General features: G+C 59.4%; 12 protein-coding genes. All 12 read right to left on the bottom strand.

The genetic code is table 11. From position 1 onward, the window contains the following. Positions 1-278: contractile injection system protein, VgrG/Pvc8 family (locus INF61_RS07800; protein ID WP_227413464.1), on the bottom strand; the 278-nt coding region annotated here is incomplete at its 3' end. A 197-nt stretch (positions 279-475) separates the two neighbouring features. Continuing rightward, positions 476-1,222, bottom strand: a complete 747-nt coding sequence (locus INF61_RS07795) for an ankyrin repeat domain-containing protein (RefSeq protein WP_032667010.1) — start codon at positions 1,220-1,222, stop codon at positions 476-478. 11 nt (positions 1,223-1,233) lie between these two features. Continuing rightward, positions 1,234-2,700 (bottom strand): hypothetical protein, encoded by a 1,467-nt coding sequence (locus tag INF61_RS07790; protein WP_017384289.1) that lies wholly within the window; start codon positions 2,698-2,700, stop codon positions 1,234-1,236. 25 nt (positions 2,701-2,725) lie between these two features. Next, positions 2,726-4,159, bottom strand: coding sequence for a serine/threonine-protein kinase (locus INF61_RS07785; protein WP_023296772.1), 1,434 nt, complete (start codon positions 4,157-4,159; stop codon positions 2,726-2,728). A gap of 24 nt (positions 4,160-4,183) precedes the next feature. Further along, on the bottom strand, positions 4,184-6,799 hold the full coding sequence (gene tssH, locus INF61_RS07780) for a type VI secretion system ATPase TssH (RefSeq protein ID WP_193547669.1): 2,616 nt from the start codon (positions 6,797-6,799) through the stop codon (positions 4,184-4,186). Positions 6,800-6,837: 38 nt separating this feature from the next. Then, positions 6,838-7,881 (bottom strand): type VI secretion system baseplate subunit TssG, encoded by a 1,044-nt coding sequence (tssG, locus tag INF61_RS07775; protein WP_193547668.1) that lies wholly within the window; start codon positions 7,879-7,881, stop codon positions 6,838-6,840. Further along, on the bottom strand, positions 7,878-9,749 hold the full coding sequence (tssF, locus tag INF61_RS07770; RefSeq protein WP_100134745.1) for a type VI secretion system baseplate subunit TssF: 1,872 nt from the start codon (positions 9,747-9,749) through the stop codon (positions 7,878-7,880). Before tssF ends, tssG begins: the two co-directional genes overlap by 4 nt. Positions 9,750-9,751: 2 nt before the next feature. After that, positions 9,752-10,315 carry a type VI secretion system baseplate subunit TssE gene (tssE, locus tag INF61_RS07765; RefSeq protein WP_015570336.1) on the bottom strand — a complete coding sequence of 188 codons (564 nt, stop codon included), beginning with the start codon at positions 10,313-10,315 and terminating at the stop codon, positions 9,752-9,754. After that, on the bottom strand, positions 10,308-11,126 hold the full coding sequence (locus tag INF61_RS07760; protein WP_193547667.1) for a type VI secretion system accessory protein TagJ: 819 nt from the start codon (positions 11,124-11,126) through the stop codon (positions 10,308-10,310). Before INF61_RS07760 ends, tssE begins: the two co-directional genes overlap by 8 nt. Before the next feature lie 9 nt (positions 11,127-11,135). Further along, positions 11,136-12,122: a hypothetical protein gene (locus INF61_RS07755; protein ID WP_193547666.1), complete on the bottom strand. Its 987-nt coding sequence runs from the start codon at positions 12,120-12,122 to the stop codon at positions 11,136-11,138. A 16-nt stretch (positions 12,123-12,138) separates the two neighbouring features. Next, positions 12,139-12,936 carry a PP2C family serine/threonine-protein phosphatase gene (locus INF61_RS07750; protein WP_003859969.1) on the bottom strand — a complete coding sequence of 266 codons (798 nt, stop codon included), beginning with the start codon at positions 12,934-12,936 and terminating at the stop codon, positions 12,139-12,141. Further along, on the bottom strand, positions 12,933-14,708 hold the full coding sequence (gene tagH, locus INF61_RS07745; protein ID WP_193547665.1) for a type VI secretion system-associated FHA domain protein TagH: 1,776 nt from the start codon (positions 14,706-14,708) through the stop codon (positions 12,933-12,935). Before tagH ends, INF61_RS07750 begins: the two co-directional genes overlap by 4 nt. Between the last annotated feature and the right edge of the window lie 68 nt (positions 14,709-14,776).

Raw genomic sequence — 14,776 nt, 5'->3', positions numbered from 1 at the left:
ACCGTCAGCTGGTACACCGCGTAGCGGGTGCCCGTCAGCTCCACGGCGCTCACCGCCACGCGCGTCACCTTGCCGTTGATATAGCGGGGGGTAAGCAGGTTCTGCGTCGGGATGGTCACTGTGACCGGCTGGCCCAGCAGCTTGCTGCGGTCAATGCGCGCGTCCGTACCAAGCAGGGTGAGCGTCAGCGCGAACGACTCGGACATCGCTTCGCGGCCGGAGAGTTTCCAGAAGAGCAGCCCCTCGACCGGGAGCTGGACGGTAATTCGGTTGAGCATAATCTTTATTCCGTAATGGTTTATGCTGGGAACGTTTATGAACGTAAAGCTAATTTCGACGAGATGGATTTGGATTGATGCAATGCTGGGTTGATTTGTCTGGAGGTACGAACTTTCGTATTTATAAATCCAAAGAGTGCAGGCTTATGGAAACTCCGGAAAAAACCTTATCTCTGGCTTTTATGACAGTTGTGCAATCACTTAACCGGCGCAGGTGGCCACACGCCCCCTTTCTGAATAAGTTTCTCTTTTATTTCATTTAACTTCTCGTATTGCTCGCTGCCTCTATCAAGTCCACTCAGCGCGTCCGCAAGCGCATTGCTCATTGACCAGCCATTTTTAGCCTTAACTGACGGGTCCGCTCCACGATCGAGCAGTAACAAGACATGATCGTAAGCCTGGTTATCCAGCGCATCAAACACCAACGTTTTACCCAGTGAATTGGTTGCATTGACGTCTGCTCCGCTATCGAGCATGGCTTCCAGCGTCTCTGTATTTTTCGCTTTTAGCGACTGGAAGATGATGGGTTCGTGGAAGACCTTATCTTTCACATTGGGCGAAAGGCCACCGTCCAGCATAGCGTTGATCCAGTCTGCGCTGTCCCCCTTCAGGGCAAATTCGGCAGGGCTGCTTTTTCCCTGCGGTCGAGGCTGGAGCGGATCTGCGCCGGCCTTAACAAGCAACGTAATCACCTTTAAATGGGGCGATGTTTTTTTATCATTAATCGCGTTGCCGATGGCCCAAAAAAGCAGGGTCATATCCTGCTTTCCCGGTTTATTAAGATCGCTGTCTGGTGCAAGCGTCTTCACCGCGTCGACATCACCTTCTTCAATCGCTTTCGCCAGTTCAAGCTGCTGACCGCTGAAGTAGTCCTGTGGATTAAGGTCCATATCCTGCTTACACCCCTGAATCATGAATAAAAAACATAACGCGACAAAAGCCATCAACCGTTTTTTCACAATCGACTCCCGATTATCGAAATATCCTCGTCCTTCTGTTGCTCTATGCAATCAATCGCCTGATTAATCCCGTGGCGGTCCAGCGCGCTTCCGGTTCCACCGGGAAGATCGTGGGGTATTCCGGCAGCATTAGGGCTCAGCGCAGAGATTTCCTCTTTGAGGATCCACGAAGGGACATGCCCTTTCATCGTTTTCAGATCCTCCCAGGGGTTAACTTCCTGAATCTTCGTCAGCAGCTCACCTTCAACCCGATAAGCCTGGATATTATCCGTACTGCCTAATATCTTGCCGCCGTATTTTTCTACGGTTCCGGCATTCAGGCCGGCGGCGTTGAACGTCCACCCCGCTTTTCCGCTGCCCATAGAGGTTGCAGAGGCGAGGCCACCGCCAAGGGAATGACCGGCAATATCAATATTCTGGCCTGACCTTGCCAGCTCCTTACCGATACTCACGGCCTTTTTATAATAATCTGAAGCCATACCCATGCCCTGTGAGAAGTTATTCGACCAGTCAGCCCCGTTTACCACCGGCGCCAGCTCCCCTTTGGTCAGTAAAGAGGAGACATTCTCAGACAGAGAGGCGAAACCAGGCTCGCGCGATCCCCTGAATACCAGCGTGGGGTTCATATCTGTACCAAACACTTCCGGCTTCGGTTGATAGACGCGCGCCAGAAAATTGGGGGACGTATCATCGTCAAAGAGCATTGATTTGTTCAGCCCGAACTTTCCTAACAGCGCATCGTCATTACTGATATCCGTCCACCCCTCCGGCACGCCTGGTGTGGTTTCCAGCGGGTTCACGGTCTTATAAATATTTTCCGCAAGCTTCGCTTTTTCCACCGCGATATTATTCGCAGCCAGACGCTTCGCGGCGATCTGGGCATCCGGATAAAGGCTATTGCTCCCCTTCGCAATCAGATCTTTACGCGCCTGCCAGCGCTCTGCTTTGGTCATCTTCTGAAGCTGCCCGGCATAGGTTTTACCGTCCTTGCCCGGAGTAGGTTCATCCGGCACCTGTGCCGTTTTAGATTTCACCACCTGTTTTGGCAGTACCGTTGGCGCAGGGCGAGATCCGTACGTTCTCACCATGGTTTCGTAGCGGTCGACAATCGTACTCACCGGATACCAGCCCAGGCCGACCAGCGAGGCAGCCTGGAGTTGCCCTTTGGCATTGATATAAAAAATTTCCGTTACTGATGACCAGTCACGAAAACTTTCGTCAATGGCAACCACTCTGCCCATCTCTAAATCCTGCGCGATCAGCGTGCGGGTATCGCGCCCGGACTGATAAGGATTCGCACCGGTGATCGTGCGCAGCAGATCGTAGCGCGTGAAGAGCGAGCGCAGCGAATGGTCGGGAACCGACATAATCCACTGTCCGGCAACGGACGGACGGATTATTTTCGCAAACAACGCTGGCGAGACGTTCTCGTGGAACAGATAGACAAACTTGATGTTATACATTCGCTCCGTCCTGTTACCCGCAGGCTTACGGATTCACCAGCCAGGTGCCTGGCTTCGCAATATCCAGCGTCTGGGTACGCGTTCTTCCATTGCCTTCCAGTTCAATGCGGGTCTCGCCCGCAGGCAATTTCAGCGATGCGTAACCGTTATTGCCCGGACGCAGCGCTTTAGACTCGCCGTTCACCTTCAGCGTCTCGCCATCAAGCATGCGGATGTAGACCAGCGCGACCGGGCTGGCGTCGACAGGCGGCGCACTCTGCTGCGCCGTAGAAGGTGACGCTACCGGCTCGCTCACGTCTGCCGTTGCCGGTCTGGTCTCCGCCTGGGCGGAGGTCTCAGCCGGAGGGCTCACGGCAGGGGTTTGCGCCGTCTGCTCTGGCGTTTCCTGGCTGCCGCCGCCGAACAGCATCGCACCGGCAACCACCCCAACCAGCACGCCCGCGGCCACCAGCCCCGGAAGCTTGTAACGTCGCCAGTCCAGCGCGGAAGCAGATGTCTCCTCTTCCACCGGCACCAGCATCGTGCCGGTCTTCTTCGCGGTAAGCACCTCGTCGATACCGGCGACGGGCATCTCGATCAGCGCCGCGAACTCCTCAATGGATTGCGGACGGTCTTCCATATGCAGCGCCAGCGCCTTGTCGATGGCCTGTAGCAACGGGATGGAATAGCCCTGCGGCATCAGCTCCACCAGCGGTTTGCAGGTATCCTGAATCGAACGCACCACGCTGACCGGCGGCGGAGAGCCGACGATGAGGGTGCGCAATACGGCGCCGAGCGCGTAGATATCCGTCCACGGCCCCTGCTCGCTTTCATTGTCGTCGGTATACTGCTCGATAGGCGCGAAGCCCGGACGCAGCATGGTTTCCGTCTCATCCGAGAGATTACCGATGGTGCGGCGCGCCGATCCGAAATCGAGCAGCACCGGCAGGCCGTTATCCTGAATCTGAATGTTATCCAGCGAGATGTCGCGGTGCAGATAACCCTCGTCGTGGATCGTTTTGATGGCGCCGAAGAGCATTGGCAGCATGCGGCGGATCCACGCCTCGTTAATCAGTTCCGGTTTCTCTTCGCGCAGACGCGACAGCGTGGTACCGCTGTAAAACAGCGTCCCCATATAGGCCGTGTCGTTTTGCACCCAGAAACGCAGTACGTGCAGCAGGTTCGGGTGGTTAAAGCGCGCCAGCAGGCGGGCTTCCTGGATGAAGCTGTTCAGACCGGCAGAAAACGCTTTGCCGAAGCGCTCGCTGCGCAGCACCAGCGTCATATCCTCGCCGCGCACGGCGAGGGAGGAAGGCATAAATTCTTTGATAGCGATAGTGCGTTCGAGCTGGTGATCCCAGGCGCGATAGACGATGCCGAATCCGCCGCCGCCAATCACCTCTTTTATCTCAAACTCATTGAAACGGTACCCGACCGGGAGCGCGTTTGGGACAGTCCGATTGTTATCATTATCCGTCATCTTTTACAGTTCTCTTGATGATTATTACGCGGCAAACTGACAGTGGAACTCGCCCTGCTCGCAGGTGACATGCAGACGTCGGTACTGCTCGTCGCTGCGGCTGGCGGTAAGTAAAATCTGGCTCATCTGAGGCAGCAACGTATTGGTCAAAATCGCATCCACCATACGCCCGCCCGACTCAACCTCGGTACAGCGCTGAACAATCTGTTCGACCACGCTGTCGTCAAATTCAGAAATAATGTTGTGATTCTCTTCCAGACGACGCTGAATGCGCCTGAGCTGAAGACGCACAATCTGCCCCAGCATCTCGTCGCTCAGCGGGTAATACGGCACCACCAGCAGGCGGCCCAGCAGCGCTGGCGGGAACACCTCCAGCAGCGGCTGGCGCAGGGCGCCGCTTAACGCGTCAGGCTCCGGCATCAGTTCCGGGTCGGCGCACATGGCTGCGATCAGGTCGGTGCCGACGTTAGAGGTCAGAATAATAATGGTGTTACGGAAATCAATGTGACGCCCTTCACCGTCCTCCATCCAGCCCTTGTCGAAGACCTGGAAGAAGATCTCGTGCACGTCCGGGTGCGCTTTTTCAATTTCATCCAGCAGCACCACGCTGTAGGGACGGCGGCGCACGGCCTCGGTTAAGACGCCGCCTTCACCATAGCCCACATAGCCCGGAGGCGCACCTTTTAACGTCGAAACGGTGTGCGCTTCCTGGAATTCACTCATGTTGATGGTAATGACGTTCTGCTCGCCGCCGTAAAGGGACTCCGCCAGCGCCAGCGCGGTTTCGGTTTTACCCACGCCGGATGGCCCGCAGAGCATGAATACGCCGACCGGTTTGTTCGGATCGTCAAGCTTCGCCCGCGAGGTTTTTACCCGACGGGCAATCAGATCCAGACCGTGACGCTGACCAATAACCCGCTGGTTCAGCGTGTCGGCCAGATTCAGCACCGCGTCGATCTCATTTTTCACCATCCGGCCCAGCGGGATCCCGGTCCAGTCTGAGACCACCGCAGCCACCACGTTCTCATCCACCGCGGCAAACAGCAGCGGTTCGTCACCCTGTAAGGTCTTCAGCGCCTGCTGCTGTTCTGCCAGCTGGCCGCGCAGTTCAGTCGTATCCTCATCACCCGCCGCAAACAGCGCGGCACGCAGACGGATAATCTCCTGCACCCGCGTGCGCTCTTCTTCCCAGCGACGGGCCAGAGCTTTGCGCTGGGTTTCGAACGCGTCACGTTCGGCGGTTAAGGCCGCCACACGCGCCGGATCGCCCGCCCCCACGCGCGCTTCGCGTTCAGCAATCTCCAGCTCCACGTCCAGGGCCGCCAGGTGACGCAGACAGTCTTCCAGCTGGGCAGGCGGCGCACTCTGGCTGACGGCCACGCGCGCGCAGGCGGTGTCCAGCAGCGCCACCGCTTTATCCGGCAGCTGACGCGCAGGAATATAGCGATGCGACAGTTTCACCGCCGCGCTGACCGCTTCGTCGAGAAGTAAAACCTGATGATGAGTTTCCAGCGGCGACACGGTGCTGCGCAGCATCAGCACGGCTTTGGCTTCGTCCGGCTCGTGAACCTGTACGGTCTGGAAACGGCGGGTCAGCGCCGGATCTTTCTCAATGTATTTTTTGTATTCCGCCCAGGTGGTCGCGCCGATGGTGCGCAGTTGCCCGCGCGCCAGGGCAGGTTTGAGCAGGTTAGCGGCATCGCCGGTGCCCTGCTGACCGCCAGCGCCAATCAGGGTGTGGATCTCATCGATAAACAGAATAATTGGCGTGGCGCTGGACTGCACCTCGTTAATCAGCGCCTGGAGGCGCGCCTCAAATTCCCCTTTCATGCCCGCGCCGGCCTGAAGCATGCCGATATCCAGCAGCCACAGCTGAACGTTTTGCAGCGGCTCCGGCACGTCGCCGTCAGCGATACGCAGCGCCAGCCCTTCCACCACCGCCGTTTTCCCGACACCGGCTTCCCCGGTCAGCAGGGGGTTGTTCTGGCGACGACGCATCAGAATATCAACCATCTGGCGGATCTCTTCATCGCGCCCCACCACCGGGTCGATTTTCCCTTCCCGGGCGCGCGCCGTCAGATCCTGACCATACTGCGACAGCGTGCCCTGCGCAGCCGGTACTGCCCCGGCAGGCGCGTCCGCAGCGGCGGCGGCCTGCTGGCTCTCTTTGCTGCTGGCGCAAATGGCGTCGAACTGCTCGATCAGCACCTCGACGTTAAGACGGGTGAACTGCGCCGAAATGCTTTTCAGCACGTTAGCCAGATTCCACGTTTTCAGTATGCCGATCAGCAAATGGCCGCCGCGGATGCGGCTGACGCCAAACTTCAGCGAGCCGTAGACCCAGGCGCGCTCGACGGCGCTGTCGATATGCTCGGAAAGATCAGACACGGAACTCGCGCCACGCGGCAGGGCATCCAGCGCCGCCACGATATCGCGCGTCAGCTGCTGTTCATCAAGGGCGAAGTGACGAATGACCTGTTGCAGATCGCCATCCTGCTGCTGCATCAGCTGATGCAGCCAGTGCACCAGCTCAACGTACGGGTTGCCGCGCAGCTTACAGAAGGCAGTCGCGCTTTCCAGAGAGGTAAATAACAGCGTATCCAGTTTGCCGAAAAGCACGGCACGGCTAATTTCTGACATGTTAGTTTCCATTAACAATGATTCGGTATACGGAAGGATTATCGCTCTGCGCGATACACCAGATCGCCACGCGGAACAGGCTGAGACTGAAGGCCGAGCCAGGTGTTGTACCCTAATCGCCCGGCGCTACCGAGCGTGGCGCCCTGCACCGCATCGGCGCGCAGGATCACACGTGTTTCCCATTCAAATTCCACCCCGGCGTACTGTCGCACCCAGTCGCGCAGCTCGGTCACCCACCCTTCGCCCGGCAGAAAACGGTTGTAGTCGTCTGCGCTCAACGGGCCAATCTCAAGCCGAAATTTATGCTGCACGTCGCGTACCGCAATGCCGAGAAAAGCGGACTCTCCCATGCGCGGCATACGCCGCCCCTCGCCCAGCTGTGCCTGCTCCCGCGTTGAGAGCGGCATCCACTGCGGGACGTTGGCCACCAGCCTGACCGGCACGTTGAAATAGTTGCGCAGGATCTTCTCCAGCCCTTCCGGATCCCGCCCGTGGCGGGTCAGGTGCCCGGCGTGAGTAAAGCGGGCGTGCGCGCTCAGGCTGCCTTTCGACATCTGGGCAGGCTGCCCCATGCCAATCAGCGATGCCAGATACCCTTCGAAGCGCCTGTTGTCGTTGCGATCCAGTGAAACGGCAGGCTGCGCGTCCGCCCAGGCGCGGTAGAACAGCAGCGTCAGGCGGTGGTGAAAGAGGTCGGCAAACGCGCTGAGGCTGTGATCCTGATGATGATGAATACGCTCGCGGGCATACTCAGTCATGTGCACCGGCAGCGGGCCGTTAGGACCAAACAGGCCGAAGCTCAGTATGGAAACGTCATGCAGTCCGTTCTCTTCCCGCTGCCGGACCTCAGCAACCGTTGACGGCGCAAAGCCCATTGAAGGCTGCTGACCAATACGCAGCGGCTCAAATTTAGGCAGCGGCGCGCGCCCCAGCGGGTAACGCACACCGCCCTGGGCATCAATGCGTCTTAACAGCTGGAACAGATCGTAGCGCCACGGCGTCTCGCGCACTCCGCGCCAGAACGCATCGGGCAGCGGCGTCAGGCGATGCACGCGCAGCGTTACAGGGGCAACTTCACTCATACCAGCGCCCTTTTACCCATGCGCGGCGCCCAGTAGCCGATTTCACCACGCTGCTGGCTCTTGAGCGTGAACTCCGTAAAGCTGTTGATGGAGACCAGGCGGCCAAAAAGGCGTTCCAGCACGCTGCCGAAAAGCCATGGGCTGGCGCCGGAAAAGGCGCGTTCGTCCACCGTCAGGGTGATGCCGATCCCGCGGGCGAACACCACCGGGCCGGGTTCAGGCACGCGGCGGTGCACCGGCTCCAGCACGCAGTGACGAACGCCATCCACCTGACGAGCAACCGGCGTCTCGGCCAGGTTGGCGTATAGCCCTAACAGCTGACGCAGCGCGGCTGCGCCCTCTTCGTTTTCGCTGTCCATCAGGCTGAGGTAGTTCATTTGCAGCTGGCTAATGAGCCGCCAGGTGCTGAACCCTTCGGCCAGCGCCGGACGCGGCGGCGTCGGGCCTTTACGCAGGGTTAACGCCTTCACCGGCATGGAGTCGGCCATAATAAACTGCCCAAGCTCCTGCTGGAGCATCAGCGGCAGGTCACGGCTGGTGCACAGCACCTCGGCGGAAATGTAGCGCAAATTCTCCTGCCACGGCGCGTGCTGCGCATCCACCAGCGAGACGAAGACCTCCGAGCCGATATAGCCCGTGCGGGTGCCATAGCGCAGCGCGTGTTCGGAGAGAACGCGCTGCTCACGGCGCAGGGAAAAATAGGCGCCGTAGTTGCCCGCGTCTCCGCTCCAGGTACTCCAGAAAGGACGAAACGTCTGGTCGTCCCGCTGACCATCCGCGCTGGCATAAATTTTTTTCACGGCATAAATTTCATAATCCAGCGGGCGGATGTTATCCACCACCAGGTGGTATTCATGCTGGCTTTCGCTCAGCTTCTGCCGGGCCGCCACTTTCGGGAACAGGTTGATCACCGGCGTGCAGTGCAGCGCCAGGTGGCTGGCATCCACCACGCGCTCCAGCTGATCGTCGCTCTTGTCGAGCAGAATGAAGATATCAAACGCTTTTTCGTCTTCGCAGCGCTGGATCAGCTTGCCCAGCCCGCTCAGGCTGATGAAACGAAAACGCGCCGGGAACGCAAAGTACTCCTGCAACAGGCGATAGCCGTCGAAGTTGCGCAGATCGTCCGGGAGCAGCGCCTGGTCCGCATTAAAGCCTTCCTGACGCAGGGCGTCAGACGACAGCAGCTGGCGCTGGGGCTGCTTGCTGACCGTCTGGCAGACAATACCCGCGTGGTGCTCCATCACCAGCTCCAGCAGCTTCAGCGCCTCGATGTCCGGGCCGCTTAAGAAGAACTCCAGGCGGTCAAAGTCCAGGTGCCCGAGATGCTGCGGGCCATCGCAGGCAATGCGGATCCGTAAGGCGCTGCTGATCCCCCGCTGGCTCAGGCCGAGCTGGGCCAGCGGCAGATCGGCGGGAACGCCGCCCAGCTCGATCCGCTCAATTTTTAACGGCAGCAGGTTCACCTCGTGCGCCGTGGTATAGCTGCACGTAACGCCGGTTTTTTTCAGCGCCAGGCTGTCCATCATGGTGCCGCGCGGCACAATAAAGCCTTTGCTCAGGTCGCCGCGGCTGCTGTCGGGCTGAATTTCAGCGATCGCCATCGACGGCGTAGGCGCCAGATAATTTGGCGCAATCATCTCCAGCATACGCTGTGAAAAGCGCGGAAATTCGGCGTCCATTTTCATCTGCACGCGGGAGGTCAGGAAGGCGAAACCTTCCATCAGGCGCTCAATGTACGGGTCCGCCACTTCGATGCCGCGCATGCCGAGCCGCCCCGCCACTTTCGGGTAGCGCTCGGCGAACTCTGCGCCCATCTCGCGCAGATAGGCCAGTTCACGGTTATAATATTCGAGCAGTTTGCTTTCCATAATTACCCCGCATCCTTCAGTTCAAAATGGCCGTTCTCAAGATCGACGTCAGTGCGAAAGAGAAATTCCAGCGGATACGGCACGCACCACAGGCGACCTTTGATTTCGATAGACAGAACGTTGTGCAGATCTAACGAGGAGGTATCGGACACGCAGCGAACCTGAAGCCCCTGCGGCAGGATCCGCGGTTCAAAGTTAATAATCGCTTCGGTGAGCTTGCGCTGAATGTCGTGCCATTCAATATCGGACATTCTTTTCCCCGCCAGCGGCGCCACGCCAAAATTCACGACGGAACGGCTCACCTGCGTCAGCCCGCTCAGATCGCTGGAGGCATCGTGGTTAATGGTGTTAAACAACCACTGTAAATCCCGCAGGACGTTACGACGCAGCGCGGCGTGGGTAATCAGATTGCTGTTGGCGGACTCGCGTTTTTTTTCCGGATCGTTATCCGTCAGGCGATCCAGCAGTGAGGGCTGCATTTTGTCGCGCGCCCCCACTTTCTCCTGCCTGCTGCGGGCCTGCCAGCCGCTGCGCAGCAGATCGCCTTCGCCAGCGGGATTACTCATCCGCACCATCCGAGGTAAATGTCACCAGGCTCAGGGTAAGCAGCGGGCTTTCGCTTTGCTCGCTCAGCCAGGCTTTCTGTCCCATGCCTTCATACAGGGCGCCGTCATCGTCCAGCGGGAGCCATTCGGTGGTGCGCCCCAGCTTAACGCTGTCTGGCGCCCCGTCAGCAAACGGATAACGCGCCGGGATCTGACACACCTGCTCGGTGCCGTCCGTGAGGCGGACCAGCGCATGACGCCACACCAGATCGGTCACGCTGGCCGGAGCCTGAAAACGGATCGCGTCGATGGCGCAGAACGGCACCCAGAAATAACGGCCATTGACCAGGGTTTCACACACCGGCCCCAGACGGGCATCGCCGTCCATCAGCCATTCAAAGATGTGGCTCTCTTCATTCTCCAGCGTGACCTGCCCGCGGCTTGCCGGGGCCTGTTCGAGTGCCGCCAGACGCAGCGCTTGCGCTTGCGCTTGCCCGGCGCTTTCGGTCAGCGCCTGGGCTAACGTCGTCAGCCACGGCCACTGCGCCTCGGGCATTGCCGGTCGCGCCTCTCCCGCGAACACGCGCGCCCGCTGCTGTTCACCCTGAATGGCTTGCTCCAGCAGCGTTACGGTCGGTTTTGCCTGCGGCTTCAGCGCCAGCCAGCTTTTCAGCTGGGTCAGGGCGCGCGCCCAGTTGCCGCTGAGGATCAGGAACTGCACAAACGCGGCGCGCAGATCGGCATCCGCCGGATGGGCTTTGATATCGGCTTCCAGGCGAAGCAGCGCGTCGCTAATCGACTCACCCGCCAGACGTTGATAAAGCGTATTCATAGCCCCTCCTTAATTCGCCGCGCGCCAGGCGCCCACTGCCGGATCGCGCAGCTGCGGACGCAGCGTGTCAATCAGAACAACGTTCAGCTCCGCGCCAGGTGCAACCCATGCGCTCCAGATCTTCTTCACCTCTGCGATACGCGCCTGGAGTCTGGCGTCGTCGCTGGCGATCTCACGGGTGATTTCCACCGCCACCGTGCCGTTGCTCTTCCAGCCGTTCAGGGCGCTGTCGTACGGCAGGATCATCCAGCTCTGGTCGCTGTTCGGGGTGCTGAAGACCATGCGCTCTTTGTTGACGGAGGTGATCAGCGCCTTTTCAGGATCGACCGCGTTGTTCAGCCCCATCACCGGGAAGCCGTGAATGTAGGTGACCGGAATCGCTTTCTGCGTCCCGTTACGGTTCTGCGTCACCACGGTATGGCCGCTGAGCCAGCTGCCGTTGCCGCAGCGGGTGGTGTCGGAATCCGGAATAAACAGCGCTGGCGCGGAGGAACCGCCCTCCCAGAAGGTGCGCAGGTGGCAACCGTCCTGAAGGGTGAACTCCTGCCATGGCGTACGATCTGCCGCCACGGTGTGCGTCTCCGGATTCTGGTCAGGCGGCAGCAGCGCGCCTGAGGTGGTGGTCGTTGCCGCCGCCGTTTCCTGCTGTTTCACCACCAGCGCCCAGTCCTGCGCTTTAGCCGCTGTGCCCCGGGCAAGCGTCGTGCCTTCCGGATCGTTAAGCGTCCAGTTCAGGGTATTTAGCTTGCTGCACTGGTGCTCCAGCAGCGAGCCAAGGCGCGGCACGAAGTTTTCCAGCACCGAAACCTCTTTCTTGCCGTTCGCCACGATACGCAGCGCCACGTCCGCCTTACACCAGCTTTGCGGCGTATTGTCTTTAATGTTGTCGATCCAGATATCCAGCTTCTGCGCAGGAGACTGCACGATGCGGAAGTTTTCAGCCTGTGCGGTGGTCGCCACCGTAAGAAGAGCCAAACCCGATAGCCAAAGTTTCATATCAATCCTTGTGTGTCTAATCAGTTCCGCAGGGAAGAAATTGTGCTGCGTCAGAGAGCGTATGCAGCAAAGTGGTGTCCTGAGGGTTGCCCATCCACACCGCCACGGCGGTATAGTTATCCTGAGCATTGCCCTCCTGTTCGGCATTCTTTTGAATGATTTGGTTCATTAAGGTCAGCCACTCCTGTGGCGTATTGACCATGTGCAGCGACTGCTTCATCTGCTCTTCGCTGACGCCGTGCCAGAAACCGTCGGTGCAGAGTAAAAAGGCATCACCGTCCTCCACCTGCACGACATCGCTGTAGCTCGCTTCCGGTCCGCCATTCTCAATACCCAGCGCCAGATACAGCAGGTTGCTGTTGAGATCGTCGGTCTGATGCCCGGCATCTTTCATCTGCTGGACGAGGCTGTGATCGGTGGTCACATGCCACAGCCAGCCGCGGCGAAACAGGTACAGGCGGCTGTCTCCGGCGTGCGCCCAGTAAGCCAGACGGTAATCCCTGTCGATAAACAGGCTGACCAGCGTGGTGCCCATCCGGCGATAGTCCTGCACGGCCTGTTGTTCACTGAGGATGGTGCGGTTCGCCGTTTGGACGTAGTCACGAATATGCTGCGCATTCAGGTGCTTGTCGCCATCAAAGCGGGAAATAATGCTGTTGCGGGCCAGCTCTGCGGCCACCTCGCCGCCCGGCAGGCCCGCGATGCCGTCACAGACGACAAAGCAGGCTGAACGTTCCCCGATGGTTTCTCCCGTCTGATCCTGGTTGCTGGCGCGCGTCCCCTGGCGGGAGAGAGAAGCCGTTGCGATATTCATTTTTCTTCCGATCCGCTTTGTGAGTCTTTGTACTGATTGACCTCCATGTCATAGGCATGGAGGAAGGCTTCGCCAAACAGGGTATGGAAGTCGTCCTCGATCTCGCCCGCCGTCTCGCCATAGCTGCGAACGAAATAATCCCACAGCGCGGCTTTACGGCTGCCCGGCAGCGCCAGGCGTGACGTCATCCCGTTCTGCTTCGCCTGCTCTTCCAGCTGTTCCGGGTTAAAGGATTGCAGCATAGCGGCGATAATGGCGCGGATACCGGAGATCATCCCCAGCTGGTGCGCCTGGAGATCGATCAGCGCATCACGCACCGATTTAGTCGGCGGCATAAAGCCCGGCATCGGCGTGCCGAACATCTGGATCAGCACCGTTTTTCCGGTCGGCAACAGTTTGAACGGGTTGTTCGCATCGTCGAGCACCATGGTCATATCGGCTTTCACCCCACGCTTGAGGATGGAGCGCGAGGAGAGCAGCGCCACGGTCCCCTGCGAGAACATGCCCAGGATCTGACCCAGCTGACGCATATTTTCCCGGTCAAACTGCGGCACCGGCTGCATTTCACTCAGTCCCATACCTTCCAGCAGCGCCTCCAGCAGTTCGCCCTGAAGCACCTCGCCCCGCTCGCCGGTCTGCGCGGAGGCAGCAGGCGATGCAGCGTTTTTAACCGGGTCGATACGCAGACGTCCCTTCGGCGTCTGTGCGCTACTGCGTGCGACGGCCTGCGGCGTTGGCATGGTGAAGCCAGCGTAATCGGGACGCGCGGGCTCTTCTTCCGCGCGCGGCGCATCCTGTGGTTCAGTCGGTTCCGGATCGAACAGCGGTGAGCTGGCCAGCGCATCCTCTTCCTGTGCGGCTTGCGGTTCAGGCTTTGGCTCCGGCTTATCGGCCACGATTTCATCCGGATGGGTTAACGGCGCGCCGCCCATCAGGCCGAGAGGGTCATCGTGACGCGCGGCAGGTGCGCTCGCCGACCCGCCAAACAGGGCTAACGGATCGAGTTCGTCCGACGCCTCTTCCTTTGGCTGGGCAGGTTTGCTTTCGTCCGGCTGTACCAGCGTTGAAGGGGTGACATCGTCAAAGATGCTCTCTTTTTTAAACAACGCTTCATCGCTAAACAGCGTGTCCGGGTCAACGTTTTTACGTTCAAGCGACGGTTCGGCGTCGTTAAACATTGCCAGCGGATCTTCGGCATTCCGCTCCGGGGCCGCAGGCTGAGAGAACGGATCGTGGGATGCGACGGGCTGTGGTTTTGCCCGGTTGCTGGAGATGCTGTCGGAGATGGAAAACTCCTGCATCAGGCTGTCCCAGATTTCAGACGGCACGGCCGTAGGTTCAGCTTTTCCGCGTGGCGCGGCGCTGGCCGGTTTCGGTTGCGGCGCTGGCGCCGGTGTCGCCGCTGGACGCGCCTGCTGCATGCTGGCCGCCATGCGGCTTACGGGCTGGGTGTCATGAATGAGTTCGCTGACTTCAATGCGATAATCATCAATACCGAGAATATCCCCATCCTGAAGCTCAACCTGACGCCCACGCTCCAGCGGGATATCATTCAGTACCACGCGGGTAACGCTGCCGCGGTTCGTGACGCGGCATTCGCCACTGGCGTCGACGTGAACGATGGCCTGCAAACGCGAGATGGTGCGGTCATTGTCCGGCAGCACCAGATTGTTATCCGTACCGCGCCCAATGGTGCCGCCCGGGGCATAAAAATCACAGCTGCTTTGCGGCGGCTGATGACCGGGTTTCGTAGAAATAATCGTGAATCGCATGGCGTATTCCTGCTGGTATGATTAGCGCTCAAACGCTGCCGCTCTCGGGGGTGAGAACGGCGGGGTTT

It is taken from the genome of Enterobacter cloacae complex sp. P18RS (assembly GCF_014982105.1).
GTDB classification, from domain to species: domain Bacteria; phylum Pseudomonadota; class Gammaproteobacteria; order Enterobacterales; family Enterobacteriaceae; genus Enterobacter; species Enterobacter hormaechei_C.
This window is presented reverse-complemented; position numbering and strand designations above follow the sequence as displayed.

Coding starts and splice junctions, on each gene's coding strand:
- INF61_RS07785 (WP_023296772.1), bottom strand. CDS start 4,159: ATGACGGATAATGATAACAATCGGACTGTCCCAAACGCGCTCCCGGTC.
- tssE (WP_015570336.1), bottom strand. CDS start 10,315: ATGAGTAATCCCGCTGGCGAAGGCGATCTGCTGCGCAGCGGCTGGCAG.
- tagH (WP_193547665.1), bottom strand. CDS start 14,708: ATGCGATTCACGATTATTTCTACGAAACCCGGTCATCAGCCGCCGCAA.
- tssF (WP_100134745.1), bottom strand. CDS start 9,749: ATGGAAAGCAAACTGCTCGAATATTATAACCGTGAACTGGCCTATCTG.
- INF61_RS07795 (WP_032667010.1), bottom strand. CDS start 1,222: ATGGCTTTTGTCGCGTTATGTTTTTTATTCATGATTCAGGGGTGTAAG.
- tssG (WP_193547668.1), bottom strand. CDS start 7,881: ATGAGTGAAGTTGCCCCTGTAACGCTGCGCGTGCATCGCCTGACGCCG.
- INF61_RS07760 (WP_193547667.1), bottom strand. CDS start 11,126: ATGAATACGCTTTATCAACGTCTGGCGGGTGAGTCGATTAGCGACGCG.
- INF61_RS07790 (WP_017384289.1), bottom strand. CDS start 2,700: ATGTATAACATCAAGTTTGTCTATCTGTTCCACGAGAACGTCTCGCCA.
- tssH (WP_193547669.1), bottom strand. CDS start 6,799: ATGTCAGAAATTAGCCGTGCCGTGCTTTTCGGCAAACTGGATACGCTG.
- INF61_RS07755 (WP_193547666.1), bottom strand. CDS start 12,122: ATGAAACTTTGGCTATCGGGTTTGGCTCTTCTTACGGTGGCGACCACC.
- INF61_RS07750 (WP_003859969.1), bottom strand. CDS start 12,936: ATGAATATCGCAACGGCTTCTCTCTCCCGCCAGGGGACGCGCGCCAGC.